We start from the raw sequence: 25636 nt of genomic DNA on the forward strand, positions 1-25636 counted from the left end.
CATTTGCGATTTTGTGACCCCCGCGGGCCGGTCCGATGGGCCGGAACGGTGCAATTCACGCACGGGGGGCCGCGTCAGGCCAGGTCGGCCAGTTCGGCCAGCGAGTCGCCCATCGCCGCGGCGAGCACGTCGACGTCGGGCATCGCGTCGCGGTCGGCGGTGAGGCCGTAGTGGACGCCGCCGTCGTAGGAGGTGACCCCGATCGCGACGGCCTGGCCGCCTGCGAGGGGCACCACCGGGTACATGTCGAGCATCCGCGCGCCCATCGCGTAGAGCGGGCGAGGCGGGCCGGGGACGTTGGTGACCAGCACGTTGTAGAGGCGGCTGGAGAACTGGCTGGCCAGCCGGGCACCGAGGCTGTGCAGGATCGGCGGGGCGAGGCCCACGAGCCCGACCAGCGTGGACGCGCCGACGGCCTGGCCGCTGCGCTTGTGGATCTCCATGGCGTCCCGCACGGCCATGAGGCGGGCCAGCGGGTAGGGCTCGGCGACCGGGAGGTCCACGAGGTAGGCGGAGATGCTGTTGCCCGAGCCTTCGCTGCGGCTGCGGGCCCGGACACTCACGGGCACCATCGCGCGGACGCTGGTGTCGGCGGTCAACGGCTCCCCGCGACTGATCAGCCAGCGGCGCAGCCCGCCTGCGACCACCGCGAGCACCACATCGTTGACGGTGCCGCCGAACGCCTTGCGGACGGCCCGATGGTCGGCCAGCGTGGTGCGTTCCATGCCGTAGCGGCGTTGCTCACCGGTGGCGCCGTTCAGGGGCTGTACCGGGCGTGTCGCCGCCGCGCTGCGCCCTGCGGCGACCACCGCCTCCACCGTGCGCCCGACCGCCGAGGCGGCCTCCCGCACGTCGGCCACCGCCCGGCCGGCGACGTCGAGCGCGGCGCGCGGGCGGCGCAGCGAGTGTGCCGCGGCCATCGCCGCGAGCTCCAGCGCCGACGGCTCCGGCGCGGGGCACCAGTCGTCGGGCGGGCTCTCGCGTGGCTGCGGGGTGAGATCGAGCAGCGCGGCCCCGATGTCCATCGACGCCAGCCCGTCGACCATGGCGTGGTGGGTCTTGGTGACCACGGCGAAGCGTCCGTCGGCCAGACCCTCCACGAGGTAGACCTCCCAGAGCGGACGGGAGCGGTCGAGCTGGCGCGCCAGCAGTCTGCCGACGAGATCGCGCAGCACGTCCTCGGTGCCCGGGGCGGGCAGCGCCGACCGTCGCACGTGGAAGCCGAGGTCGAAATCCGGATCGTCCACCCACACGGGCAGCCCGAGCCGGCCCGGCACGTCCCGCACCTTCTGGCGATAACGCGGGACGAGCGCGAGCCTGCTGCCGATGAGCTCGGTGAACGCATCGGCGTCGAACCGCCCGTGCTCCGGCGGCTCGAACGTCATCACGGCGCCGACGTGCATCGCTGCGGTGCGATGCTCCGCGAAGAGGAACGACGCGTCGAGCGGTGAGAGACGATCCGGCACGGTGTTCATTGTCTCCGACCAGCACGATCGTGTAAGGGCATGGGTGCTGCAGCACGCATGCCCGCACACGAACGAGGGGAGCGGTTACCAGCCCCGGAGCGGGAAGCCGGACCGTCCCTGATCGAGCAGTTTCACCCCGAGCACCTGGTGCAGCTGGATGTTGTCGCGCTCGAACCCGAGCCGGGACGCGGCCATGTAGAGCCGCCACACCCGGGCCCGCCCGACACCGACCTCGGCCACGGCCTCGTCCCAGTGCGCTTCGAGGTTGGCGCACCACCCGGCGAGCGTGAGGGCGTAGTGCTCGCGCAGGTTCTCCTCGTGCCGGACCTCGAAGCCCGAGTCGTTCATCACGGAGATGAGGTGCCCGACCGGCTCCAGCTGCCCGTCCGGGAAGACGTAGCGGGCGATGAACGGGTCGAGCCTGCGGGTCAGCGGGGTGCGCGGCTGGGTGATGCAGTGGTTGAGCAGCCGCCCGCCCGGGCGGAGCCGCTCGTACAGGGACCGGAAGTAGTTCGGCAGCTGGTCCTTGCCGATGTGCTCGGTGAGCCCGATCGAGCTGATCGCGTCGAACTCGGACTCCGGCGCGTCGCGGTAGTCGAGGTGGCGCACCTCGGCGAGATCACTGAGGCCACGCCGGACGATCTCGGCCTGGGCCCACTCGGCCTGGTTGCGGGAGAGCGTCACACCCAGAGCCTTGACGCCGTGCTCGGCGGCGGCGTGCATGACCATCCCGCCCCATCCGCAGCCCACGTCCAGCAGCCGCATGCCGGGCTGCAGACCGAGCTTCTGCGCCACCAGCTCGTGCTTGGCGGCCTGCGCCTCCTCCAGGGTGGCTGACGCCGTGGGGAAGACCGCGCAGGTGTAGGCCATCGACGGGCCGAGCACCCACTCGTAGAACCGGTTGGAGACGTCGTAGTGGTGCGAGATCGCCTTCCGGTCCCGCGCCTTGGAGTGCAGGCGACCCGGCGGCCGGTACTCGAGAGGGGGCGGCGGCTGGCGGTGCCGGAGCCAGAGCGGCAGCAGACGCCGGGCCAGTCGCACCTGCTCGGCGCGCGTCAGGTCGTGCAGCGTGAGGTCGGCCATCGCGTCGAGCACTTCGTAGACGTCACCGTCGACCTCGATCTCACCTGTGACGTAGGCCCTGGCGAGCCCCAGCGTCCCCGGTGCCGTGACGAGCCGGGCGAGCGCCCGCGGCGTGAGGATGCGCAGGGCGACGTCGGAGCTGTCCGGTCCGGCCTTGCTGCCGTCGTACGCCACGACCCGAATCGGCACGTCCTGGCCGAGGACGTCCGAGATGATTTCAGCGACCTGCATCATGCCCTCCCTGAACCGGTGACCTTGGAGAAAAGGTCGGGCAGCCGGCCGTGCGGGTCGTAGCGCTTCTTGAGCGCACGGTAGGCGGGCCCGTTGTAGTGCTTCCAGAACTCACCCTCGTCGTAGTGCACTGTGGAGTACAGCGACTTGTGTCCGCCGAGGTCGGCGACGAGTTCCTCCACGCGCCGGTTGTGCGCGTCCGGCCGCCCGGGAACCTCCGGGACGGTGGACCAGAACCCGACATTGACATAGAGCTCGCCCGGCTCCATGGGATACAGCGGCCAACGCTGCTTCCCGCGCAACCGTAGCGGGCAGAGCCACACCGGCGTGATCCCGACATCGGTGTGGAAGGCGTCGAGGAACTCCGCGAGCCGCTCCACCGGGATCTCGACGTCCTGGATGACCGGCTCCTCCTGCGGCGTGCGGGTGAGCCGGTGCGCCAGGCTGCTGAACCCGATGCGCCGGTCGTAGGCCACGATCCTGCGGTAGACGTCGGAGCGGCGGTAGCGCCGAGGCCACGCCCGGCGCACCAGCGGGTGCTGCACTCCGAAGGCCCGCGAGCACCAGAACCAGTCGGTGTCCCAGCGCCAGATGTAGTCGTGCGCCGTCAGATGGTCGACAGTGCGCTCGCGGATCGACCGGTAGAAGATCTGCTGTCCTGTGTAGTCACTCGGCCCCGGCCCCGGGTCGTCGGTGAACCTACCGACGGTGAGGTACTGCTCTCCCGGTGTGAAGACGGTGCCGTCGACGAAATCGGGACCGCCCGCGGCGTCGGGATCGCACAGTTCGGTGATCACCGAGGCCAGATCGGACGATGCCACGCGCCGGTGCTCGATCCGCACGTACGGGGCCACCGGTTGCAGCTCGATCTTCAGTCGCAGCGCGTAGCCGAGCGTGCCGTAGGAGTTGGGAAAGCCCTGGAAGAGGTCGGCGTGCTCACCGTTCGGCGTGGCCGTGACGATCTCGCCACCGGGAGTGAGGATGTCCATTTCGAGCACGGACTCGTGCGGAAGGCCATGGCGGAACGATGTGGACTCGATGCCCAGCCCCGTGACCGCGCCACCCAGCGTGATCGTCTTCAGCTGCGGCACGACCAGCGGCATCATCCCGCGCGCCAGCGTGGCGGAGACGAGATCTTCGTAGGTGGTCATACCCTGCACCTCGGCGGTGCGGGACTCCGCGTCGACGCCGAGCACGCCGGTCAGCGCTGAGGTGTCGAGCCGGGTGGTGTCGGCTGCTGCTCCCGCGCCGAACCGGAACAGGTTCGACGACTTCTTTCCGAGCCGCACGCGGGCACCCGGGGGCAGTGCCCGGTACTTGCCGATGAGGTCTTTCACCGCAGCGGCGTGCGCCTCAGGTGACACCGCAGGTGGGGCGGATGATCCGGCCACGGTCATGACGGGGACGCTAGTCGGCGAACGGATGCTGCCCAACCGCTCAGATAGGGCTTTCGTCACAGGAGTTGCCCAGGCGCACACAAGTTGTCCGGTTCGTCCAATCCACAGTGGCCTCCGACCCGGCCGGTCATGGTCTGATGTGGACCGTGACCTCCGCGGCTCGCTCCCCCGGGTTCCCGCGAAGAACCCTGCGCTAACGCCGGGGTCGAGACGATCGTGTGACACTCCCGCCATGCAGCGCGACATCTTCGATGCCGAACACGATGCCTTCCGCTCCCTGGCGCGCACCTTCATCGCGAAGGAGATCACGCCGTTCCACGACCAGTGGGAGCGTGACGGTCAGGTCAGCCGGGACGTGTGGCTGGCGGCGGGCCGCGCCGGGCTTCTCGGCACGGACGTGCCCGAGGAGTACGGCGGCGGCGGGGTGCCCGACTTCCGGTACAACGCCGTGCTGCTCGAGGAGCTCACCAGGGCGGGTGCGACCGGCATCGGCTTCCCGCTGCAGAACGACGTCGTCGCGCCGTACCTGTTGCGTCTGGCCGACGAGGACCAGAAGAAGCGCTGGCTGCCCGGGTTCTGCTCCGGCGAGATCATCACCGCGATCGCGATGACCGAGCCGGGAGCGGGATCCGACCTCCAGGGCATCCAGACCCACGCCCGCCGCGAGGGCGACGACTGGGTGCTCAACGGCTCGAAGACCTTCATCACCAACGGCATCCTCTCCGACCTGGTGATCGTCGTCGCGCGCACCGACCCGGACGCCGGGAGCCGCGGGTTCAGCCTGCTCGTCGTGGAGCGGGGGATGCCCGGCTTCGAGCGCGGCAGGCGGCTGGAGAAGGTCGGGCTGAAGGCGCAGGACACCGCCGAGCTGTCGTTCACCGACGTACGGGTGCCCGCGGCGAACGTCCTGGGCGCACCGGGGAGCGGATTCGTGTCCCTCATGCAGAACCTGGCGCAGGAGCGGCTCTCGATCGCCGTGGGCAGCGTCGCGGGCGCGGCGCGCGCCCTGGAGCTGACGCTCGACTACACCAAGGAGCGCACCGCCTTCGGCCGGCCGGTCGCGAACTTCCAGAACACCCGCTTCGAGCTGGCCGAGATGGACACCGAGGTGACCGTCGCGCAGGTCTTCGTCGACCGCTGCATCACCGAGCACGTGGCCGGGCGCCTGACGGTGCAGGACGCCGCGAAGGCCAAATGGTGGGCCAGCGACGTGCAGAAGCGCGTGGTGGACCGCTGCGTGCAGCTGCACGGCGGCTACGGCTACATGCTCGAATACCCGATCGCCAAGGCGTTCGTCGATTCGCGCGTGCAGGCGATCTACGGCGGCACCAACGAGATCATGAAGGAGATCATCGGACGCGCACTCGTCGGCTGAACAGCTCGGGCAGGACGATCGCGCGGGTGCTCACGCCCCCGATCGCGGCACTCGCGAGCCCGGCTCCGACGGTCAGGAGACCTTGCTCGCTGCGAGGCGGGCCCGCTCGGCGTCGATGTCGATGTTGGGCTGGGGGAACTGCGGGTCCATCTCGGCGAGGGTCTCGGCCAGCAGCGCGGCGACCGCCCAGTTGCGGTACCACTTGCGATCCGACGGCACGACGTACCAGGGCGCGGCGTCGGAGTCGCAGTGGTGCAGCGCGTCGGTGTAGGCCTGCTGGTAGTCGCCCCACTTCGCACGGGAGACGAGGTCGCCGGGGTTGTACTTCCAGCGCTTCGTGGGGTCGTCCAGCCGGGCGAGCAACCGCTCGGCCTGCTCCTGCGGCGAGATGTGCAGCATGCACTTCATGACCGTGACCCCCTGACCGGCGAGCTCGGCCTCGAACGCGTTGATCTCGTCGTAGCGTTCGCGCAGGGCGTCCTCGGTGATCACGCCCTCGACGCGCGGAACGAGGACGTCCTCGTAGTGCGAGCGGTCGAACACGCCGATGAAGCCCGGACGGGGCACCTCCCGGCGGATCCGCCAGAGGAAGTGGTGTTCGAGCTCCTCGGGCGTGGGCTTCTTGAACGACGCGATGTGCAGGCCCTGCGGGTTGACCAGCCCACCGACGTGGCGGATCGTGCCGCCCTTGCCGGACGTGTCCATTCCCTGCAGCACGAGCAGGAGCGCGCGCCTGCCCCCGGCGGTCGCCTCCGCATAGAGGGCTTCCTGCAGGCCGTCGAGACGCTCACCGAGATCGACCGTGCTCTCCGCGGCAGCGCTCTTGTCCTTCGGGCCGAGCGGGCGGCCGCGGGGGTCGATCCCCGAGAGGCCTGGCCCGGCGGGCACGACACGGAAGGCCTCACGGACGGATGTCCCCATGGGTGGAGGGTAGGCCGCCGGACCCGGTGTCATGCCTGTTGTCGCTGGAGTGGTGGTCGTCCGAGCGGCCCCCGCCACCCGGTGGCTACGCGCCGGCGCGAGCCTCCGGCCCCTCGTCCAGCCCGGCCACGGCCACCAGGTCGAGCTCGAGGACGAACGGCTCCTCGATGCGCAGCTGCTCCCCCGCCCCGGCCCGCGCGTACTCGTGGTACCGGCCACCGATGATCATGTCGGCCACCGCTGTGGGGCCGTCGTGGTCGATCAGCAGCGAGTACGGGATGCGGCTGCGGGCGTAGAGCTGCGGCTTGAACGAGCGGTCGGCGATGCCGTGGTCCCGTCCGACCACCTCGATCACCATCAGAGCCGCCGCGGCTTCGAGCACCCCGTCGGCATCCTTGCTCTTACTCTCCGTAGCGGCGGCGGTGACCACCAGGTCGGGCACCAGCACGCAGTCCGGGCCGAGGCGCAGCGGTACCTGCCCCCGTACCTGCAACCCGTCGGGCAACGCCGACTCGACGGCCTCCCGCACCCGGCTCACCACGTCGGCGCGCTGCTCGGTGGCAATCGGCCCGATGAACAGGGTGCCGTCCACCACCTCGACATGGCCGTCGTGCGGAAGGTCCAGGAACACGTCCTCGGTCCACGGTCCCTCGTGGTCGAACACTGCAGGATCCACAGCCCCCACCTCTCGGTCGTCACCCGGTGCTCGGGCGCACATGGTGGCACGCCCGATCGGGCGACATCATGACGACCGCAGGTAACCGCCGATCGGAACGACCAGCGGAGTGCCGGCAACAGGGTCCGGGATCACCCTCGCGGCGAGACCGAAGACCTCCTCGAGCAACTCCTCGGTGATCACCTCGGCAGGCTTCCCGGCGGCCACGATCCGTCCTTCCCGCATGGCGACGAGCCGGTCCGCGTAGCGCGCCGCGAGGTTGAGGTCGTGCAGCACCATCACAACCGTGCGGCCCGCCTCGGAGTGCAGGCGCCGCACGAGCTCGAGCACGTCCACCTGGTGGGCGAGGTCGAGGAACGTGGTGGGCTCGTCGAGAAGCAGCAGGTCGGTGCCCTGGGCGAGCGCCATCGAGATCCAGGCGCGCTGCCGCTGGCCGCCGGAGAGCTGGTCGACCGGCCGCTCCGCGAGGTCGGCGATACCCGTCCAGTCCAGGGCCTGGGCGACGGCGTCCTCGTCGTCGGCCGACCACTGCCGGTACCAGGCCTGATGGGGGTGCCTGCCCCGGGCGACGAGGTCGGCCACCGTGAGTCCCTCGGGTGCGCTCGGGGCCTGCGGCAGCAGCCCGAGAACCTTCGCGACCTCGCGGGTGGGGACCCGGTCGATGCGCTTGCCGTCGAGCACGACCTGCCCCGCGGTCGGCTTGAGCAGCCGCCCGAGCGCCCGCAGCAGCGTGGACTTGCCGCAGCCGTTGGGCCCGATCACCGCGGTGATCGTGCCCGCGACGACGTCGAGGTCCAGCCCGTCGACGATGGTGCGGTCGCCGTAGCCCAGCCGGACCTGCTCCGCCCGTAGCCGGACGGTGGGGTCCACCTGCATCCCGGCCTCCGATGAGACGTGCACCTGGGTCATGCGCGGGCCTCCCGGCCGTAACGGGCGATCAGGAACAGCAGGTAGGGAGCTCCGAGCACGGCGGTGACGATGCCGACCGGCAGTTCGGTGGCGCCGAAGGCGGTGCGGGCGATCAGGTCGGCGAGCACGGTGAGCGTGGCCCCCACGACGAGGGACACCGCAATGGGCGGACGAGCCGACCCCACGAGGCGTTGCGAGATCTGCGGGGCCACCAGGGCCACGAACGCGATCGGGCCGGCCGAGGCAGTGGCCACCGACGCGAGCCCGACGGCGACGACGAGCAGCGCGGTGCGGGCGCGGTCGACCGGGATGCCCAGCCCGCGTGCCGTGTCGTCCCCGAACTGGAGGCCTCCGAGCACGTGGGCGAGCACCAGTGCGGCCGGCACCAGGACGGCCAGCGCGATCCCCACCGGCACGACGTGCTCCCACCCGCGGCCGTTGAGGCTGCCGTTGAGCCACACGTAGGCGCGAGCGGCCTCGGTGACGCCCGCGACGATGGTCAGCCAGTGGACGAGGGCGGTCAGGGTCACGTCGATGCCGATGCCCACCAGCACCAGCCGGAACCCCTGCACTCCCCGCCGCCAGGCCAGCCCGTAGATCGCGAAGGCGCTGACCAGCCCACCGACGAGGGCGGCCACCGGCAGGCCCACGGCCCCGAGGAACCAGCCGGAGCCACCGAGCACGATCACGCCGACCGCGGCGGCGTTCGCCCCTGCCGTGAAGCCGATCATGTCGGGGCTGGCCAGGGGGTTGCGCGCGATCGACTGCGTGATGGCACCCGCCACGGCCAGCGCTGCACCGACGAGCAGGCCGGTGAGCGAGCGGGGCAGCCGCAGGTCCATGACGATGAACCGCTGGCCCTGGTCGCCGCCTCCGGCCAGTACCGAGAGCACCTCCCCGACGCTGATCGGGAAGTCGCCACGGCCGATGTTGAGCGCCATGCCGAGCAGCAGCACCACGAGTCCGATGCCGAGCACGAGCACCGTGCGGGGCCGCCAGACCACCGAGAAGGGCCCGAGCCGCAGCGCGGGGCGACCGGGGACGCGCTCCCGGGCGGTTCGGGACGGCGAGGCCTTGTCCAGCACGGCCATCAGATGGCCACCATCTTGCGCCGCCGCACCAGCCACACGAAGAACGGGCCGCCCACGAGCGCCAGCACGATCCCGACCTGCAGCTCGCCCGGCCGCACGACCACCCGCCCGATGACGTCCGCCACGAGCAGCAGCGCGGCGCCCGCGAGCGCCGACGCCGGAAGCAGCCAGCGGTAGTCGGGCCCGGTGACCATGCGGACGATGTGCGGCACCACGAGCCCGACGAACGCGATGGGTCCGCAGGCCGCGGTGGCCGAGCCCGCCAGCAGGGTGATCGCGACGATGCCGAGCACCCGCGTGCGGAGCACGGAGTGGCCGAGGGAGCGGGCGACGTCGTCGCCGAGGGCGAGCGCGTTGAGCGCGGGCGCGCTCGCCAGCCCGATCACCAGCCCGGCGAGCAGGAACCACTGCACCTGGCCCGCAACCGCGGCGTCACGACCGGCGATCGAGCCCACGGCCCAGAACCGGTAGGCGTCGAGCGCCTGGACGTCGATCAGGATGATCGACGAGGTGAGCGCGGCGAGCAACGCGGACACCGCGGCCCCGGCGAGCGCCAGCGTGACCGGGGTGGGGCCGCCCCGCCCCACCGACCCGAGAACGAACACCGCGACACTGGCGACGAGCGCCCCCGCGAAGGCGAACCACACGTAGCCCAGCAGGCCGGTGACGCCGAAGGCGTAGATCCCCGTGACGACGAACAGCGCGGCCCCGGCGTTGATGCCGAGCAGGCCGGGGTCGGCGAGCGGGTTGCGGGTGTGGCCCTGGATCAGGGCGCCTGCCAGCCCGAGAGCGGCGCCCGCCAGCACGCCCAGGACGGTGCGCGGGATCCGCAGCGACCGGACCACGATGTCGTCCTCGGTGCCGGTGGGCGCGACGAGCGCGTGCCAGACGGCGTCCAGCGGGATGGCCTTCGTGCCGATGGCGATGCTGGCGAGGCAGCCGGCCACGAGCACGACGACCAGCAGCGCGAGCCCCAGCAGCCGGCGGCGCCGCAGGGCGCCGGGTACAGGGGACGGCGCGGGAGGGGTCAGCACGCTGTGCTCGCCCAAGATGGTCCTCCGCGTTCCGATCATGCACCGGTTCGATGCCGCATCACCATAGGTGAGGCTCGCCTTGGCAAATCGGGCGCGGGTGATCTGTGACTGCCTCGTGATCCGCCTCGCCGGGTGCCGCGGGTCGGGCTGCCACGGCCCGCGTCCCGTGCTGGGATGACGGCGTGCACCGCCTCCTGCCGTCCTCCCCCGGCACGCTCGACGCCACCACGCCCTCCCCGCCCGACGACACCGCGCTCGCGGCCCACTACGCCTATCCCGACGGGCTCACGGCGCCCTACGTGCGCGTGAACTTCGTGACCAGCGCCGACGGGGCGGCGTCCGTGGAGGGCCGGTCGGGCGGTCTGGGCTCGGCCGCCGACCGCCGGGTCTTCGGAGTCCTCCGCCGGCTCGCGGACGTCGTGCTGGCCGGCGCCGGAACCGTGCGTTCCGAGAACTACGGCGGCGCCCGGAAGCCGACGATGGGGAGGGACACCCCGCCGCCCATCGCCGTGGTGACGGGATCGGCCGACCTGGATCCCGCGAGCAGGCTCTTCACGGAGACCGTCGTGCCCCCGATCATCCTCACCCTCGCCGCAGCCCCGGCGCAGCGCCGCGATGCGCTGGCGGCGGCAGGTGGCGACGTGGTCGTGCTGGAGCGGCTCACCCCCGACCTCGTGCTGGCCGAACTGGCCCGCCGCGGCCTGCACCGGGTGCTCTGCGAGGGCGGCCCGATGCTGTTCGGCAGCCTCATCGCCGCCGACGCAGTGGACGAGCTCTGCCTCACCATCAGCCCGCTGCTGGCCGGCGGCACCGCCGGGCGCATCTCCTCCGGGCCGCCCGGGACCGAGCCGCGTGCCATGGAGCTGGCCGGGGCCCTGCACGAGGCCGGCACTCTCCTCCTGCGGTATTGCCGAGCTGCCCCGATCGGGTGACTTCCCGTGAGGTGTGCGCGGGTACAGACATCAGACGGGCGAACACTCCCGCACAGTCGAGCACGGAGGGACCATGACCGAAAGCACAGCTACCCCCACCACCGCCACCCCGAAGAGCACCGTCTCCTCGCCTGCCCGGCTGGCGGACGAGTCGTCGCAGGGCCGCACCACGATCGCCGCCTCCGTGGTCCAGAAGATCGCGGGCATCGCCGCGCGCGAGATCTCCGGTGTCCACGCGATGGGCGGCGGTGTGTCCCGAGCGTTCGGCGCGATCCGTGAGCGGATCCCCGGCGGCGGAGCCGGCGGCGCCGCCAACATCGCCGGTGTGCAGGTCGAGGTGGGCGAGAAGCAGGCGGCCGTCGATCTGGACATTGTGGTCGAATACGGCGCGTCGATCGTCGAGTTGGCCCGCGCCGTGCGCCGTAACGTGATCACTGCGGTCGAGCGCATGACCGGGCTCGAGGTGATCGAGGTCAACATCGCCGTCAACGACATCCACCTGCCCGACATCGACGGCGACGAGGAGATCCCGACCGTGCAGACCGCGCGCGTGGAGTGATCCGTCCCGCCCCCGCAGGAGAGGTGCTCGTGACAGTCCCGACCACAACCGAGGCCTCGTCGCTCGCCGAGCAGGTGGCAGCGGTCGTGACCTCGCACCCGTCGGTCGTGCGGCTGCACGGTGGGGTGTTCGGTGACGTCGCCACCTACCTACCGGGGCGCAAGCTCACGGGGGTGCGCATCGGCATGGGTGAGGAGCCCGTCGAGCTGGGTGTCGTGCTCCGCCTCGACCGGCCGATCCCGGAGGTCGTGCGCGAACTGCGGCGGAAGGTCTCGACGATGTGCGGCGGCGGACCGGTCGACATCACCGTGGGCGACGCGGTGCTCCCGGGCGAGACGGAGCCCGCGGCACCGTGAACGAGCAGGAGAGGTCGGAGTTCCGCGCGTTCGTCCGCGAGCACCATCCCGACCGGGGTGGCGATCCCGAGGTCTTCAAGGCGGGGCTCGCCCGGTTCGGCGTCACGGCCCCCGTACCACCGAGTCCCGCCACCGATCCCGACGCTCGTTACGACGCACCGGTCGAGGTGGTCCCGCCGTTACCGTTCGCGGTCCGGGTCGGGGTCGCACTGATCCGCACCTGGCACCGCCAGCGCCGTCGCCGCGTGGAGTAGCACCCGTGAGGAGAAGCAGATGAACTACACCCAGACCGGCCTGCTCGCCGGTCTCGTCCTCGGCCTCGCCGGAGCCTTCGGCGGCTTCGGCGTCTTCCTGATCGTGCTGGTCGTCGGCGTGCTGGGCCTCCTCATCGGCTCGGTGGTCGACGGCAGGCTCGACATCAACACCATGCTCGGCCGAGGTCGGGACCGGTGAACGGCCGGACGCTCCCGGCGGTCGAGGAGCGCGGGCGGCTCGAGATCAACCCGGTCGTCCTGCGGAAGATCGTCGAGCACGCCGCGGACCAGGTGCCGGGCACGTTGCGCCACGAGCGGCGGCTCGCCGGGATCGACGTCGGCGAGGCGGGGGCCAGCGCGAAGATCACCACCGGGTCCGGTGACCCGTCCGCCGTCGACGTGCGGCTCGAACTCCACCTGCAGTACCCGGCAGCCGTACGCACGGTGGTGAGCGCCGTGCGTGAGCGGGTGAGCGAGGAGCTCGACCGCCTCGCCGGGCACCACATGCGGGCCTGCACGGTGGTCGTGTCCGGACTGCGCGGTGCCCATCACCTCGGGCCACGGCCGCGGTAGCCCCAGGCCAGGAGGAACGCCATGCGCATGCTGCTTCGTCTGCTCGGCCTGCTGATCGGTCTCGCCATGGCCGCGGCGGGGGTGCTCATCGTGATCGAGGTGATCGCCGCGTGGCTGCGCCGCAACGTGGTCACCGGGCTCGTCGTGCCGTGGCACCTCTGGCGGCCCCAGGTCGAGATGACGTCGTGGAACGAGGCTCCCGTTCCCGGGATCGCGATCACGGTCGCCGTGCTCGGCCTCCTGCTGCTGCTGGTCGGGCTGCTGGCCCGGCGCTCCCACATCAACCTCGACGGCCCGGCGCCGGAGATCACCGCCGTCACCGCACCCCGTGTGCTGGCCCGGCTCGTGGGCAGGCGGGTCCGCGGCACCGACGACATCTTCAGCGCCTCGGTGACCGTCTCACCGCGGCACGTGTCGGTGATCGCGCAGGCGTGGGGCGCGGCGGATCCGGAGCTGCGCGATATCGTCCGCGCCCGCGTCGAGGAGTTGCTCGACGAGCTTCCGTTGCACCGCCGCCCGCGGGTGTCCGTCCTCGTCCAGGAACGGCAGGGAACCCGATGACCACGCCCGTCGCGCCGGAGAACGGCACCGTCCCGGCCGAGCGTCCCGCACGCCCGACGCCCTCGGACGCGGTGCTGCACAGACGCGCCCGCGCAGCCCTGACCAGGTCGGCAGCGGTCGACCGCACCCTCGCGGTGCTGATCGGGTTCGTGCTCATGGCCGCGGGTGTACTCGTCGCTCTGCTGTCCTACGGCGTCTTCGGCGTCGCCCGGGCCGGACGGCCGATCCTCGACCCGTTGATCGTCGACGCGATGCGCGTCCAGCCCGACGTCGCGCGCCTGGTGGTCCTCGGCGCCGGCGTGCTGCTGGTGCTCCTCGGGCTGATGTGGGCAGCGCGGTCGCTGCGCCCCGAGCGGCACCCCGACCTCGTGCTCGACGGCGGACCGGACACCGCGATCGTCATCAGCTCCTCGGCCATTGCCGACGCGATCAGTGCCCAGGTGAGCGCCATCCCCGGTGTGGGACGGGCCAGGGCACGGCTGGTCGGCACCGACGAAGCGCCGGCCCTGCGCCTGACGCTGTGGCTGGCGGACGACGCCGAGGTGCGATCCGTGCTCGCCCGGCTCCACGACGAGGTGCTCGGGGTAGCCCGCGACTCGCTCGGGATCGCGGCGCTGCCCACCGCCGTACGGCTGGAGCTCGACACCTCGACACCCCATCCCCGGGTGGCCTGACCCTCTGTTCACTCTCCCCACACCGCTGGTGGGGCAGTCTGTGCGCCGACCAGCAGGATCGGGAGGGCACGTGGCACGACCACCGCGGCACGCGGTCGCCGCAGTGCTCGTCTGCCTGGCCGCGCTCATCGCGGGCTGCACCGTCGGCCCGTCACAACGCCCGCCGGTGGCCGTGCGCGGCGAGAACATGCCGGCCGCGCCGACGAGCCCGGCCGATCAGCCACCGCTCCCCGACGTCTCGCTGCCCGCGCCGCAGCCGCAGCACTCCTCGATGCCGTTCACCGACTGCACCGAGGACGAGCTCGCGATGCTGCCCACGCCCGTCCCCGCGGACCGGACGCTACGGGTGGAGTGCAGCGAGCTCACGGTGCCGGCCGACCCCGACCAGCCGGGACTCGGCGCCGCCTCGCTCGGCGTGGTGCGCGTCGGCCTGGCCTCGTCCCCGCTGGACAACCCGCCGCTGCTCGCGCTGGGCGACTCCGCGACCGTGCCTTCGGCCCGCAACGCCGTGCGGCTCGCGGAGCAGGTGGCGCCCGAGGTGCTCCAGCAGTACACGCTGATCGGGCTGGACCGCCGCGGCGCGGGCGAGGATCTGCTCGACTGCGCGCCCGACAACGCCCGCGCCGCCCTCGTCGACGCCGATCCCGGGAAGTCGGACGAGTCGACGCTCGACTCGCTGCTGGAGCAAGCCCGGGCGGTCGTGCAGGAGTGCAACCTCGCGCTCGACGGCGGGCTCAGCGGCTACCGCACATCGGCCTCGGCGTCGGACATCGAACTCCTCCGCGACGCGCTCGGCGTCGACCGGCTGTCCGCGATCGGTGTGGGCGACGGGGCATCGGCGCTCGCCGACTGGGCGCGAACCACACCGACGACGGTCGGCAGGCTCGTGCTCGACGGCCCCACGCACCCCACGCTCGACGAGCCCGACCTCAGCGAGAGCCGAGCCGGGGCCGCCGAGGCGGCGTTCGGGGCGTTCGCCGTTGCGTGCACGGCCCGTGCCGACTGCCCGCTCGGCCAGGACCCGCGTGCCACGGTCATCGCGCTGCTCCAGCGGCTGCGCACGCAACCCCTCGCGGGCGCCGACGGCGAACGGCTCACCGCCGGTGCCACCGTCACGGAACTGCTCGCCGGACTGGCCGAGCCCCGGGACTGGCCCGAGCTCGGCCGTGCGCTGGCCGCGGCGAACACCGGTGACCCCGCTCCCCTGCTCACCCGGCTCGCACCGCTGGTCGGGCCGAGAGGGCAGTTCGACGGCATGCTCGCGGCCAGCTGCAACGATGCCCGGCGGCGACTGTCCCCGGGGGAGATCAGCGATCTCGCGCAGCGGTGGCGCACGACGTACCCGATCTTCGGCGGAATGTTCGCGCTCCGGCTGCTGGACTGCGCCCCATGGCCGGCGGGCGGTCCGATGCGTGCCACCGGCCAGGCCGACGGCGCACCCCCGATCCTGGTCATCGGCACGGCGGCCGATCCTCGCGGCCCGCAGGACGGCTCCCGGCGCACCGCCGACTCCCTGGCATCCGCCCGCTTCCTCGGGTGGCAGGGCTCCGGCACGGGGGCCTATCCACGCACCCCCTGCGTCAGCTCGGTCGTGGACGCCATGCTGGTGGACGGGGTCATCCCCCAAGCCGGAACGCTCTGCCCCCCGTGATCCCCCCACGGGAGCAGAGCGCGCCGACCCCCCAGGCTCAGCAGTAGAGATCCTTCGCGAGGTCGACGACCTCGGCCGCCTGCCTGCGCGGCACCGACGGAAGAGCGGCGGGCACCGTCCTCGCGATCTTGTCCGCGGTGACGCCCTGGCCGAGCTCCTCGCAGATCACTGCGGCAGTCTCGATCTCCGCGCGGCCGGACCGGCTCGTCGGGATCTCGGCGGCACGCAGCGCCCGCAGGAAGGTCACGGCGCTCTCGCTCGTCGGGTCGACCTCGACGGGGCCTGCACCCGGGCCGGGTGCGGGCGGCGGCACCTGGACTGCCGGAGCCTGCGGAGCCACCGTGGGAACCGGCGAGCCGACATCGGCAGGCCGGCGATCAGGCCCGGCACTGACCAGCGCGGCGAGTAGGGCCACGATCGCCAGCACGGCACCCACCCCGACGACCACCAGCACCGGCCGCCGGCCGAAGCGCCGCGGCTGCTGCTCGGCGAGCTTGCGGTCGAGCCGCCGCACCCGCTGGTCCTCGACCGCGTCCTCGTCGGACTCCGGCTCGTCGTCGAACTCGTCGACGTCGATGTCCTCCGCATACTCCGCGTCGTACTCGCCGTCGTCGACGGGGAAGACGGTGGTCTCCGCCTCGGCGGCCTCGGCCGAGTGCCGGCGAGCCGCACGGCGACCGCCCGTCGCTCCCTCCACCGTGGGCGTCTCGTCCGGCGGCACGTCCCACGGAGCCCGCTCGGGGTGGCCGACCGGGAACATCGAGGGGTACGACGATGCCGGCCCGGGGGGCATCGGACGGCCCGGAGGCAGCGCACCCATACCCGGAGCCGCGCCCGGCATCACGGTCCATGACCGCGGGCCCTCGTCCGGCCCGCCGGCCAGCACCCACGAGGCCTGCCCTGGTCCGGCAGGTGCTCCCGGCCGGAGACCGGCATGCAGCGCCGCGCTGGTCCGTTCCTCGGCCGCAGCCGCGGCCGTCGCCTCGTCGGACGCCCGGCCGGCGGCGTCCGCCGCGGCCTCCGCCTCTTCAGCCGCCCGCGCGGCTGCCGCGATGGCCGCTGCAGCCCTGGCCGCCGCGGCGGCGGCGTCGATCTCGGCCACCATGGCGGCCTGCTCCGCGGCGGCCCGCCTGCGGGCGAGCTCGTCGAGCGCTTCCATGCTCACGGGCGGTGTCCTGAGGAGATCCCCCATGTACGGACGATCTTCGGTCAGAACGCTCTCGCGGCCGTCACCCAGCACACCGCTCATACCGTCATCGGTCGCGGCGTGCCGGGCCAAGGGCCGTCCACTTACCACCTCACCGGCCATCGCACACTCCCCATCCAGGGCCGCCATCCGGCCTTTTCTCACTCAGGTCAACGACCCGATGTCGAGAAAAGGCGCGGTCCCGGCGGAAGGGTGCCTGGCTGAGTGAGACCCGGTACCACCTGTGGCGATTCCCGGGGCGCGATGTCCCACCTTTCTCACCCGATGTGATCGTCAACCCACGACAGAACCGGCCCCTTCGGCGTGTCGTTCGCTCCGGGTAATCACAGCGATCAAGCGGCGGCGTCGAGTGCTCCGCGAACGGCCGCGGTGAGCAGGTCGAGGTGATCGTCGGTGAGGGTGAGCGGCGGCGAGAACGCGACCGTGCTGATCATGGGTCGGATCAGGACGCCCCGTTCACGCGCCTGGCGTGCGACCGCGGCAGGCAGTCCCGGTTCCGCCGCCAGCCGCTCGGGGTCGAACTCCAGTGCCCCGAGCACCCCGGTGCCACCGCGGACCTCCGCCACCAGCGGATGGTCACCCAGCGAACGCAGAGCCGCGTGCAGCGTGGTCTCCAACGACTCGGCCCGCTTGAGCAGGCCCTCGTCGGCCAGGACGTCGAGGTTGGCGAGGGCGGCGGCACAGACCGTCGGATGCCCGGCGTAGGTGGCGCCGTGCCGGAATGCGGCTGCGCCCGGTTCCCAGAACGGAGCGGCCACGCGTTCGTGGACCACGACTCCGCCCAGCGGCAGGTACCCGCTCGTCACGCCCTTGGCGAAAACGACGAGATCGGGGACGACACCGAAACGGTCGACGCCGAACCAGTCGCCGAGCCGTCCGAAACCGCAGATCACGCTGTCGACCACGAACAGCACGCCGTGGCGGCTGCAGATATCGCGGGTCTGCTCGATATAGCCAGGAGGCGGTGGAAGCACACCGCCCGCACCGATCACCGGCTCCACGAAGAACGCGGCCACCCGGTTCGCCCCGATCAGCTCGATCTCCTTCTCGAGCGCGGCCGGGTCGTCGTAGGCGACGCGGACGACGTCCGGTACGAACGGCGCGGCGAGCCGGTTGGCCGACATGCCACCGAGCGACGTGCCGAAACCGTGGGTGCCGTGATAGGCGTACTCGCGGCTGATCAGCACCGTGCGCTCCGGCTCACCGGTGCGCGCGAAGTACTCCCGGGACATCTTGGCCGCGGTGTCGATCGCGTCCCCGCCGCCGCTGGCCAGGAAGACCTTCGCCCCGGGCATCGGCGCGAGCGCGGCAAGACGGCGGCTGAGCTCCTGGGCCGGACGGTTCGCGAAGTCGCCGAACGTCTGGTACGTGGCGAGCTCGCGCATCTGGGCCGCGACCGCCTCGACGATCTCGGCGCGCCCGTGCCCGGCGTTGACGCACCACAGGCTCGCCGTGGCGTCCAGGTAGCGGCTCCCCTGCTCGTCGAAGAGCCACACGTCCTCGCCGCGGGTGATCACGAACTCGGAGTGGCGAACCGCGCCCATCGGGGCGAAGGGGTGCCAGAAAGCGGTGTCCGTCCCGGTATCGCTCATGCGTGATCACCCTACCCGCGAAGGGACACACCTACCTCGGGTCGGATACCGGACTCTCTGCGGAACCCCGCGATCTGCCGCCTACCTCGCGAACAGCTGTGATCGGTCCTTGAAGGCCTTGAACTCGAGCGCGTTGCCGGCGGGATCGAGCAGGAACATCGTCCACTGCTCGCCCGGTTCGCCGGCGAACCGCAGGTAGGGCTCGATCACGAACTCCGTGCCCGCCGCGCGGAGCCGCTCGGCCATCTCGTGGAACCGCTCCACGGTGAGCACGAGCCCGAAGTGCGGCACCGGCACGCGGTGACCGTCCACATCGCTGTGGCCGACGGGCCCGGAGCCCGGCGCCCGGTGGGTGACGAACTGGTGGCCGTCGAGGTCCCAGTCCACCCAGTGGACATCCGAGCGGCCTTCGGCGAGACCGAGCACGCCGCCGTAGAACTCGCGGGCACGCGCGATGTCGTCGACGGGGACGGCCAGGTGGAAGGGGGACAGTTCCGTCACGTTCGCTCCTGTCACGTTCATTCCTCGATCTCCGGACGCGCTCCGGCGTCCACCGCCGAGTCGACCACGCGTCCTGTCTCCGCGCAGCATCGATGTCACGCCGGTCGACGTCCGTGGTCCCCCGAAGCCTGTATCGCGAGGAGAACGACCGCGGCGTCTGTGGGCACCGTGACGTCGCGCCCGGTCAGCTCGGCGAAGCGCTGCAGCCGGCTCCGCACGGTATTGCGGTGGCAGTACAGGCGCGCCGCGACGTCGGCGACGGAGCCGGTGGCGGCGTAGGCGAGCACGGTCTCCACCAGCCGGTCCCGCTCGCGCACCGGCGCGAGCGAGAGCCCGGCCAGCTCGGCTCGCACGAGCTCGTCGGCGGTGTCGGCGAGCCTCGCTGCGGCGAGCGGGAGCCACGCGTCGGGCAGCTCGCGCGGCCCGTCGAGGCCGGGCAGGACGTCGGCGAGCTCGCCCGCCAGCCGCGCACTGCGCGGAACGTCCGCGACCCCGTGCGCGAGCGGGCCAACGCCGCACGGCACCCCGGCGAGCACCGCCCGCACCGGTGCGCCGGTGCCCCCCTCCCAGCGGGCGAGGAGCACCACGTGCCGGCCGGTCGACTGCACGTGCACCGCCCGGCCGCCGGCGCCGAGCCCGTCGGCGGCGCGCCGGAGCAGCTGCCCCGACGCCGGCGGGGCGGCCGCCACGAGCAGATCGGCGTCGACATCCACATCGAGGGCGACGGCCACCCTTGCCACCTCCTCGCGCGTGGGTGTCGCGTTGTCCAGCAGCGCCGCCACGAGCATCGTGCGCTCACCCAGTAGTTCGCGGGCGAGCAGCGCTGCCTCGGCCTGATAGCTCACCTGGACCTGGGTGGAGTAGTCCTCGACGACGTTCCAGACGTCCTCGGCGTGGGCCACGAGCAGTGCCTCGTCGGCCGGGGTGGCGCGATCGCGCAGTGCCGACCAGAGCACACGGAAGTCCAGCCGGACAGCCGTGAGCAGGTCGTCCAGCGGCACGCCGCGCCGGGCCCGGTCACGGCCGATCGACGGCGCGATGGAGCGCATCCGGTCGGGGAGGGTCTGGCCGGCCAGCCTGCGCAGGAGGACGTCGAAGGTGAGGGTCGCGTCGGTCACCAGCCGGTCCATCGGCACGACGCCGCGCCCGTAGGGCGGGATCACCTGCACTCGTTCGATGAACGCCACCACCAACGCCGACGCGTCGTCGCGCAGCCTGCCGATGAGCGCGGTCCAGCGCTCCCGCTGGACGTCCTCAGGGTCGCCACCGTGCATCTGCACAACGTAACCGGCGATTTCCGTGCAGAATCACGCTACAAACGCCGTTCCAAAGGGCGCATGCTCATCCGATGCACCTCACGCCGCGGGAGCAGGAGCGTCTGCTCCTGGCGAGCGGCGCCGACCTGGCCCGTCGTCGGCTCGCGCGCGGCGCCCGGCTCGGCGCGCCCGAGGCGGTGGCGCTGGTGTGCGACGAGATCTGCGAGCTCGCCTGGGACGGTCTCCCCTACGACGAGGTCGTCGCCTGCGCTCGTGAGGTGGTCCACCCCGGGCAGCTCGTCGACGGTGTGCCCTCCGCGGTCCCGGCGCTGCAGGTGGAGGCGCTGTTCCCACACGGGAGCGTGCTCGTGCACGTCGACGCGCCGTTCGGTCCGCCGCCCGCGGACGGGCCCGGGGCCGTCCGGCCCGCCGCCGGGGACATCGAGCTGGCGCCAGGGCGGGAACGGGCCGCCGCGGTGCTGCGCAACACCGGCCCGTCGGTGATCTGGGTGTCCTCGCACGTTCCGCTCGACCGGCTCAACCCCGCTCTCGACGTGCAGCTCCCCGCATCGGGCCGCTACCGGCTCGACGTTGCAGCAGGCTCCGCGGTGCGCGTGGACCCGGGAGCGCAGCGTGAGGTCGCGGTCGTCCGGATCGGCGGCGATGCATGACTTCACTCCCCCGGGCCGAGTATGCGCAGCTCTACGGACCCACCACCGGCGACCGGATCCGGCTCGCCGACACCGACCTCTGGATCGAGGTCGAGGCCGACGACACCGAGCCCGGTGAGGAGCTCATCGGCGGCTGCGGCAAGACCGCCCGGCACGGCGCGCTGGTGAGCAGCTCCGCCGACCGCGCCTCGGCGCTGGACATGATCGTGCTCGGCGTCGTGCTGCTCGATCCCGTGCTCGGGATCCGCAAGACGTCCATCGGCATCAAGGACGGGCGTGTGGTGGGCGTCGGGCGTGCCGGCAACCCCGACGTGCAGGACGGTGTCGAGCTCGAGGTCGACGCGCAGACCGCGATGATCACCGGCGAGGGGATGATCGCGACACCCGGGATCGTCGACTCGCACGTCCATCTGTCCAACGCCGACCTGGCGCCTGCGGCGCTGTCGGCGGGCGTCACGACGATCGTCGGGATGGGCATCGGCGGGGTCTGGGACGTCGGGGCCAACCCCCGCCACAACCTGCACTCCCTCATCGACGGCTGGGCGGGCGTTCCGGTCAACGCCGCGTTCCTGGCACGCGGCTCGTCCACCTCGGGCGAGCTGCTGGAGGAGGCGGTGCTGTCGGGTTGCGGCGGCTTCAAGGTGCACGAGGACTGGGGCGCCACTCCCCCGGCGATCGACACCTGCCTCACGGTGGCCGAGCAGGTCGACCTGCCGGTGGCCCTGCACACCGACACGCTGAACGAGGCGGGCTACCTCGCCGACACCCTCGCTGCAGTGGACGGCCGCGCGGTGCACGCCTACCACGTGGAGGGCGGCGGCGGGCACCCCGACCTGCTCTCGATCGTCTCCCGCGAGAACGTGCTCACCTCGTCGACCACGCCGACGCTGCCGCTCACGCCGTCCACGGTGGCGGAGCTCGGTCCGATGACGTTCACCGTGCACCGGGGCCACCCCCACGTGCCCAGCGACGCGGCGATCGCCGCGAGCCGCATCCGCGAGCACGCCATCTCCGCCGAGAACTGGCTGCACGACCAGGGCGCCATCAGCATCGTCAACTCCGACTCGCTGGGCATGGGCCGCGTCGCCGAGACCGCCCGCCGTACGTGGCAGCTCGCGCACGTGCAGGCCGCGCTCGCCGGCGAGACCGGCCCGGACGTCGTCAACAACGCCCGGGTCCTGCGCTACCTGGCCAAGCTCACCCACAACCCCGCCGTCGCGCACGGGCTGGCGGCGCACGTCGGGTCCGTGCAACCCGGGCTGCTGGCCGACATCGTGCTGTGGAACCCGGCGTGGTTCGGGGCCCAGCCGGAGCTGGTGATCAAGTCCGGCTTCGTGGCCTGGGGCGCGGCCGGCTCGGGCTCCGGGTCCACCCGGCTCACCCAGCCCCGCCGGATGCGCCCCTTCTACGGAGGGCTGGGCGCCGCACCCGCCCGGCTCGCGCACGTGTTCGTCTCGCAGGCGTGCCTCGACGACGCCGGCGCGCGAGCTGCGCTCCCCGCCGGTCACCGGTACTCACCCATCGCCGGCACCCGCGGCCTGACCTGCGCGGACATGCTGTACAACACCGCCACCCCGCAGGTGGAGATCGCGCCGGAGCCGGTGCCGGTGCGCGCCGACGGCCGGGAGATCCCGCTGCACCGATCGCCGACGCTGCCGCTGACGCGGCTGCACCACCTGGGATGAGGACGCGCCTACATGGATGTCGATCTGGTGGTGCGCAACGCCTCCGTCGTGACTGTGGACGACGAGCGTCCGCGCGCCCGCAGTCTCGCCGTGCATCACGGGCGCGTGCTCGCCCTCGATGCCGAGGGCCTGCGCGGGCGCACCGAGATCGACGCACAGGGCGCCGCACTCGTCCCGGGCTTCGGCGACGCACACAACCACATGGCCTGGTTCGGACAAGGGCTCGCGGCCCTCGACCTGTCCGGACTCACCGACCTCGCCACGCTCTACGAGCGCGTGGCCACCCGCGCCGCATCACTGGACACGGGCGCGATGGTCGTCGGCACGGGATACGACGACACCAAGATCGGCGGGCACCCGCACCGCCGCGAGCTGGACCGGGCGGCCGGGGGGCGCCCGGTCTGGCTGCAGCACAGGTCGGGGCACGTGTGCACGGTGAACGGTCCGCTGCTGGAGCGGATCGGGCTGCTGGACGGCTCGGCGAAGGTGCCGACCGGCGGGGTGGTCGTCACCGACGGCGCCGGCGAGCCCACCGGGGTGCTCGAGGAGCAGGCGCAGAACCTGGTCGTGGATCTCGTGGTGCCCTACCCCGTCGACGAGCTGGCGCGGGCGATCGGGCGCGCGTCGGCCGTCTACGCCGGGGAGGGCCTGACCCACGTCACCGAGTGCGGGATCGGGGCCGGCTGGGTCGGCCGGTCACCGCTCGAGCTGGCTGCCTACCAGCAGGCTCGCGAGGCCGGTGAGCTCGGTGTGCGGGTGCAGCTGATGCCGACCGTGGATGCGCTGCGGCCGCTGTCCGGCCACGCCGACGACGCCGTACGGTTCGGCCTGGACCTGGGCGTGCGCACCGGGTTCGGCGACGACCGGCTGCGGATCGGGCCGATGAAGATTTTCCTCGACGGGTCGCTGGTGGCCCGCACCGCCGCGATGCTCGACCCGTTCTGCGACCGGCACTCACACGGCTACCTCCAGGACGACCCCGAGGTCATGCGCGCCCGGATCCTCGACGCGCACGCATCGGGCTGGCGGATCGCGGCGCACGCGATCGGCGACCGTGCGGTCGACCTGGCCCTGGACGTGCTCGCCGAGGCACAGGCACGCCACCCGCGCCCGGACGCGCGGCCGCGGATCGAGCACGCCGCCGTCACCACGCCCGCGCAGATCACGAGGATGGCGCAGCTCGGCGTCACACCTGTGCCCCAGTGCCGGTTCCTGTACGAGATCGGCGACACGATGGCCGCCGCGATCGGGCCGGACCGCGCCGACGGCCTCTACCGGCACGCGAGCTTCCTGCGGGCAGGCCTGCGCGTTCCCGGCAGCTCCGATCGTCCGGTCGCGGCGGGGGCACCGCTGCTCGGCATGCAGTCGATGGTGCAGCGGCTCTCGTCGTCGGGCGTGGTCATCGGCCCCGACGAGCGTGTCGACGCCACCACGGCCCTGCGCGCCTACACCCTCGACGCGGCGTGGATCGCGGGCGAGGAGGCCGAGCGGGGCAGCCTCACCCCCGGCAAGCTCGCCGACTTCGTGCTGCTCACCGACGACATCACCGACGAGCGCACGGTGCCTGCTGACCGGATCGGATCCACCGGCGTGGTCGCCACCTTCGTCGGCGGGCGCTGCATTCACAGAGCCGCGGCGGTCGGTCTCGACCCGGAGGCGTGACCATGGCCGAACCAGCCGGGCCGGTGACCGTCAACGACGCGGACGCCCGCAAGGTCGCGTTCGGCGCGTTCGTGGGCACCGCCCTGGAGTGGTACGACTTCTTCCTCTTCGGCACCGCCGCCTCGCTGGTGTTCAACCACCTGTTCTTCGCCAGTGACGACCCCGTGGTGGCCACGGCGGGCGCGTTCGCATCCTTCGCCGTGGGCTTCGCCGCCCGGCCGCTCGGCGCGATCCTGTTCGGCCATCTCGGTGACCGGATCGGGAGGCGGACGTGTCTGATCATCACGGTCGCCCTGATCGGTTTCGTCACCGGCGTGATCGGGCTGCTGCCCACCTACTTCTCCATCGGCGTCGCCGCGCCCGTGCTCCTCACGCTGCTGCGGCTCCTGCAGGGCGTGGCGGTCGGCGGCGAGTGGGGTGGTGCGGTCACCCTCGCCGTCGAGCACGCGCCGAAGGAGCACCGCGGCCGGTACGCGGCCATGCCGCAGATCGGCTCACCGATCGGCACCCTGCTCTCCTCCGGAGCGTTCCTCGCGGTGTCGCTGCTGCCGCCCGAGAGCTTCAACTCGTGGGGCTGGCGCCTGCCGTTCCTCGCCGCGTTTCCGCTGCTCGGCATCGCGCTCTGGATCCGGCGGCGGGTGGAGGAGTCGCCACTGTTCGAGCAGCTGCTGCGCGAGGACGAGCTGGCGCGCTCCCCCGTCACCGAAGTGTTTCGCCGGGCGTTCCCGCAGCTGTTGGTGGGCGCGGGCTCCACGCTGCTGGGAGTGGGCGGCTTCTACCTCTCCACGACCTTCGTGATCAGTTACGGCACCGAGTACCTGGGGGTCGACAGCTCAGTCCTGCTCAGCGGCACGCTCGTCGCCGCAGGCGTCGAGATCGTCGTGCTGCTCGTCGGCGGGCGGCTGGCCGAGCGGCACGGCCCCGGCCGCGTGACGGTGGTGGGCGGCCTGGTGTCGGCGCTGGTCGCGTTCCCCGCGTTCTGGCTCATCGACACGGCGTCGACCACGCTCGTGATCCTCGGGGTGACGCTGGCCGTGGCCTGCCTCTCGCTGCCCTACGCCGTGTCCGGTGCACTGCTCACCGACCTCTTCCCGGCCCGGCTGCGCTACAGCGGGGTGGCGCTGTCGGCCAACATCGCCAGCGTGATCAGCGGTTTCGTCCCTCTGGTCGCCACTGCGCTGCTCGCCGTCAGCGGTGGGCGGTCGTGGACGCCGGCGCTGCTGCTCGTGGTGATCGCCCTGATCACCGCAGGCTCGGGGGCGCTGGCCCCGCGGCTCTCGCTCGGGCACGACGAGGTGGTCACCGGCTGAGGCGAAGGT

General features: G+C 72.3%; 26 protein-coding genes. 14 read left to right on the forward strand and 12 right to left on the reverse strand.

Going from position 1 to position 25636, the window contains the following annotated elements; translation table 11 throughout:
• Positions 1-74: 74 nt before the first annotated feature.
• From ABD743_RS22565 to ABD743_RS22575, 3 genes are all read right to left on the reverse strand, one after another.
• A complete protein-coding gene (locus ABD743_RS22565; RefSeq protein WP_344724136.1) occupies positions 75-1466 on the reverse strand; it encodes a WS/DGAT/MGAT family O-acyltransferase in 1392 nt (463 codons plus the stop codon).
• 84 nt (positions 1467-1550) lie between these two features.
• A complete protein-coding gene (locus tag ABD743_RS22570; protein ID WP_344724137.1) occupies positions 1551-2780 on the reverse strand; it encodes a class I SAM-dependent methyltransferase in 1230 nt (409 codons plus the stop codon).
• Positions 2780-4177, reverse strand: a complete 1398-nt coding sequence (locus tag ABD743_RS22575; protein WP_344724138.1) for an FAD-binding oxidoreductase — start codon at positions 4175-4177, stop codon at positions 2780-2782. Before ABD743_RS22575 ends, ABD743_RS22570 begins: the two co-directional genes overlap by 1 nt.
• Before the next feature lie 232 nt (positions 4178-4409).
• Here ABD743_RS22575 and ABD743_RS22580 point away from each other — a divergent pair, with 232 nt between their 5' ends.
• A complete protein-coding gene (locus ABD743_RS22580) occupies positions 4410-5552 on the forward strand; it encodes an acyl-CoA dehydrogenase family protein (protein WP_344724139.1) in 1143 nt (380 codons plus the stop codon).
• Positions 5553-5624: 72 nt separating this feature from the next.
• On the opposite strand, the gene ABD743_RS22585 is transcribed toward ABD743_RS22580, so the two are convergent.
• From ABD743_RS22585 to ABD743_RS22605, 5 genes are all read right to left on the reverse strand, one after another.
• Complete coding sequence (locus ABD743_RS22585; RefSeq protein WP_344724140.1) at positions 5625-6473, reverse strand: PPK2 family polyphosphate kinase; 849 nt, start codon at positions 6471-6473, stop codon at positions 5625-5627.
• Positions 6474-6558: 85 nt separating this feature from the next.
• Complete coding sequence (locus ABD743_RS22590) at positions 6559-7149, reverse strand: Uma2 family endonuclease (RefSeq protein ID WP_344724141.1); 591 nt, start codon at positions 7147-7149, stop codon at positions 6559-6561.
• 66 nt (positions 7150-7215) lie between these two features.
• Positions 7216-8058, reverse strand: a complete 843-nt coding sequence (locus tag ABD743_RS22595) for an ABC transporter ATP-binding protein (RefSeq protein WP_344724142.1) — start codon at positions 8056-8058, stop codon at positions 7216-7218.
• Positions 8055-9149: a FecCD family ABC transporter permease gene (locus ABD743_RS22600; RefSeq protein ID WP_344724143.1), complete on the reverse strand. Its 1095-nt coding sequence runs from the start codon at positions 9147-9149 to the stop codon at positions 8055-8057. Before ABD743_RS22600 ends, ABD743_RS22595 begins: the two co-directional genes overlap by 4 nt.
• Positions 9149-10198, reverse strand: coding sequence for a FecCD family ABC transporter permease (locus ABD743_RS22605; protein WP_344724144.1), 1050 nt, complete (start codon positions 10196-10198; stop codon positions 9149-9151). Before ABD743_RS22605 ends, ABD743_RS22600 begins: the two co-directional genes overlap by 1 nt.
• A 167-nt stretch (positions 10199-10365) precedes the next feature.
• Here ABD743_RS22605 and ABD743_RS22610 point away from each other — a divergent pair, with 167 nt between their 5' ends.
• The 9 genes from ABD743_RS22610 to ABD743_RS22650 all read left to right on the forward strand — a co-directional run bounded on the left by ABD743_RS22610 (position 10366) and on the right by ABD743_RS22650 (position 15743).
• Positions 10366-11115 (forward strand): pyrimidine reductase family protein, encoded by a 750-nt coding sequence (locus tag ABD743_RS22610; RefSeq protein ID WP_344724145.1) that lies wholly within the window; start codon positions 10366-10368, stop codon positions 11113-11115.
• Between the two features lie 73 nt (positions 11116-11188).
• Entirely contained in the window at positions 11189-11674 is a 486-nt protein-coding gene (locus ABD743_RS22615; RefSeq protein WP_344724146.1) for an Asp23/Gls24 family envelope stress response protein, read from the forward strand.
• Between the two features lie 29 nt (positions 11675-11703).
• Positions 11704-12030, forward strand: a complete 327-nt coding sequence (locus tag ABD743_RS22620) for a hypothetical protein (protein WP_344724147.1) — start codon at positions 11704-11706, stop codon at positions 12028-12030.
• On the forward strand, positions 12027-12284 hold the full coding sequence (locus ABD743_RS22625; protein ID WP_344724148.1) for a hypothetical protein: 258 nt from the start codon (positions 12027-12029) through the stop codon (positions 12282-12284). Before ABD743_RS22620 ends, ABD743_RS22625 begins: the two co-directional genes overlap by 4 nt.
• 19 nt (positions 12285-12303) lie before the next feature.
• Positions 12304-12483, forward strand: a complete 180-nt coding sequence (locus ABD743_RS22630; RefSeq protein WP_241039218.1) for a hypothetical protein — start codon at positions 12304-12306, stop codon at positions 12481-12483.
• Positions 12480-12857 (forward strand): Asp23/Gls24 family envelope stress response protein, encoded by a 378-nt coding sequence (locus ABD743_RS22635; RefSeq protein WP_344724149.1) that lies wholly within the window; start codon positions 12480-12482, stop codon positions 12855-12857. Before ABD743_RS22630 ends, ABD743_RS22635 begins: the two co-directional genes overlap by 4 nt.
• A 21-nt stretch (positions 12858-12878) precedes the next feature.
• The gene (locus ABD743_RS22640) at positions 12879-13418 is read left to right on the forward strand and encodes a DUF6286 domain-containing protein (RefSeq protein ID WP_344724150.1); all 540 of its coding nucleotides are present in this window, start codon (positions 12879-12881) and stop codon (positions 13416-13418) included.
• Positions 13415-14092, forward strand: a complete 678-nt coding sequence (locus tag ABD743_RS22645; protein ID WP_344724151.1) for an Asp23/Gls24 family envelope stress response protein — start codon at positions 13415-13417, stop codon at positions 14090-14092. Before ABD743_RS22640 ends, ABD743_RS22645 begins: the two co-directional genes overlap by 4 nt.
• 70 nt (positions 14093-14162) lie before the next feature.
• Positions 14163-15743 carry an alpha/beta hydrolase gene (locus tag ABD743_RS22650; RefSeq protein WP_344724152.1) on the forward strand — a complete coding sequence of 527 codons (1581 nt, stop codon included), beginning with the start codon at positions 14163-14165 and terminating at the stop codon, positions 15741-15743.
• A 37-nt stretch (positions 15744-15780) separates the two neighbouring features.
• On the opposite strand, the gene ABD743_RS22655 is transcribed toward ABD743_RS22650, so the two are convergent.
• From ABD743_RS22655 to ABD743_RS22670, 4 genes are all read right to left on the reverse strand, one after another.
• Positions 15781-16902, reverse strand: coding sequence for a DUF732 domain-containing protein (locus tag ABD743_RS22655; RefSeq protein WP_344724458.1), 1122 nt, complete (start codon positions 16900-16902; stop codon positions 15781-15783).
• Positions 16903-17282: 380 nt separating this feature from the next.
• Complete coding sequence (locus ABD743_RS22660; protein ID WP_344724153.1) at positions 17283-18542, reverse strand: aminotransferase family protein; 1260 nt, start codon at positions 18540-18542, stop codon at positions 17283-17285.
• 81 nt (positions 18543-18623) lie between these two features.
• A complete protein-coding gene (locus ABD743_RS22665) occupies positions 18624-19043 on the reverse strand; it encodes a VOC family protein (RefSeq protein WP_344724154.1) in 420 nt (139 codons plus the stop codon).
• Between the two features lie 95 nt (positions 19044-19138).
• Positions 19139-20317 (reverse strand): PucR family transcriptional regulator, encoded by a 1179-nt coding sequence (locus tag ABD743_RS22670; RefSeq protein WP_344724155.1) that lies wholly within the window; start codon positions 20315-20317, stop codon positions 19139-19141.
• A 74-nt stretch (positions 20318-20391) separates the two neighbouring features.
• Between ABD743_RS22670 and ABD743_RS22675 the strand changes: the two genes are divergently transcribed.
• From ABD743_RS22675 to ABD743_RS22690, 4 genes are read left to right on the forward strand one after another with little or no spacing between them, the layout of a single operon-like run.
• Positions 20392-20970 carry an urease subunit gamma gene (locus ABD743_RS22675; RefSeq protein ID WP_344724156.1) on the forward strand — a complete coding sequence of 193 codons (579 nt, stop codon included), beginning with the start codon at positions 20392-20394 and terminating at the stop codon, positions 20968-20970.
• On the forward strand, positions 20967-22655 hold the full coding sequence (locus ABD743_RS22680; RefSeq protein WP_344724157.1) for an urease subunit alpha: 1689 nt from the start codon (positions 20967-20969) through the stop codon (positions 22653-22655). The genes ABD743_RS22675 and ABD743_RS22680 overlap by 4 nt, the downstream gene beginning before the upstream one ends.
• A gap of 12 nt (positions 22656-22667) precedes the next feature.
• Positions 22668-24317: an amidohydrolase gene (locus ABD743_RS22685; RefSeq protein WP_344724158.1), complete on the forward strand. Its 1650-nt coding sequence runs from the start codon at positions 22668-22670 to the stop codon at positions 24315-24317.
• A gap of 2 nt (positions 24318-24319) precedes the next feature.
• A complete protein-coding gene (locus ABD743_RS22690; RefSeq protein WP_344724159.1) occupies positions 24320-25627 on the forward strand; it encodes an MFS transporter in 1308 nt (435 codons plus the stop codon).
• Positions 25628-25636: the final 9 nt, after the last annotated feature.

Source organism: Pseudonocardia yunnanensis (assembly GCF_039534065.1).
Lineage (GTDB): Bacteria > Actinomycetota > Actinomycetes > Mycobacteriales > Pseudonocardiaceae > Pseudonocardia > Pseudonocardia yunnanensis.

What these genes read in the sequence shown, in the direction of transcription:
- ABD743_RS22570 (WP_344724137.1), bottom strand. Translation starts at nt 2,780, where the DNA reads ATGCAGGTCGCTGAAATCATCTCGGACGTCCTCGGCCAGGACGTGCCG.
- ABD743_RS22575 (WP_344724138.1), bottom strand. Translation starts at nt 4,177, where the DNA reads ATGACCGTGGCCGGATCATCCGCCCCACCTGCGGTGTCACCTGAGGCG.
- ABD743_RS22580 (WP_344724139.1), top strand. Translation starts at nt 4,410, where the DNA reads ATGCAGCGCGACATCTTCGATGCCGAACACGATGCCTTCCGCTCCCTG.
- ABD743_RS22585 (WP_344724140.1), bottom strand. Translation starts at nt 6,473, where the DNA reads ATGGGGACATCCGTCCGTGAGGCCTTCCGTGTCGTGCCCGCCGGGCCA.
- ABD743_RS22595 (WP_344724142.1), bottom strand. Translation starts at nt 8,058, where the DNA reads ATGACCCAGGTGCACGTCTCATCGGAGGCCGGGATGCAGGTGGACCCC.
- ABD743_RS22600 (WP_344724143.1), bottom strand. Translation starts at nt 9,149, where the DNA reads ATGGCCGTGCTGGACAAGGCCTCGCCGTCCCGAACCGCCCGGGAGCGC.
- ABD743_RS22615 (WP_344724146.1), top strand. Translation starts at nt 11,189, where the DNA reads ATGACCGAAAGCACAGCTACCCCCACCACCGCCACCCCGAAGAGCACC.
- ABD743_RS22630 (WP_241039218.1), top strand. Translation starts at nt 12,304, where the DNA reads ATGAACTACACCCAGACCGGCCTGCTCGCCGGTCTCGTCCTCGGCCTC.
- ABD743_RS22640 (WP_344724150.1), top strand. Translation starts at nt 12,879, where the DNA reads ATGCGCATGCTGCTTCGTCTGCTCGGCCTGCTGATCGGTCTCGCCATG.
- ABD743_RS22645 (WP_344724151.1), top strand. Translation starts at nt 13,415, where the DNA reads ATGACCACGCCCGTCGCGCCGGAGAACGGCACCGTCCCGGCCGAGCGT.
- ABD743_RS22655 (WP_344724458.1), bottom strand. Translation starts at nt 16,902, where the DNA reads ATGGAAGCGCTCGACGAGCTCGCCCGCAGGCGGGCCGCCGCGGAGCAG.
- ABD743_RS22660 (WP_344724153.1), bottom strand. Translation starts at nt 18,542, where the DNA reads ATGAGCGATACCGGGACGGACACCGCTTTCTGGCACCCCTTCGCCCCG.
- ABD743_RS22670 (WP_344724155.1), bottom strand. Translation starts at nt 20,317, where the DNA reads ATGCACGGTGGCGACCCTGAGGACGTCCAGCGGGAGCGCTGGACCGCG.
- ABD743_RS22675 (WP_344724156.1), top strand. Translation starts at nt 20,392, where the DNA reads ATGCACCTCACGCCGCGGGAGCAGGAGCGTCTGCTCCTGGCGAGCGGC.
- ABD743_RS22680 (WP_344724157.1), top strand. Translation starts at nt 20,967, where the DNA reads ATGACTTCACTCCCCCGGGCCGAGTATGCGCAGCTCTACGGACCCACC.
- ABD743_RS22685 (WP_344724158.1), top strand. Translation starts at nt 22,668, where the DNA reads ATGGATGTCGATCTGGTGGTGCGCAACGCCTCCGTCGTGACTGTGGAC.
- ABD743_RS22690 (WP_344724159.1), top strand. Translation starts at nt 24,320, where the DNA reads ATGGCCGAACCAGCCGGGCCGGTGACCGTCAACGACGCGGACGCCCGC.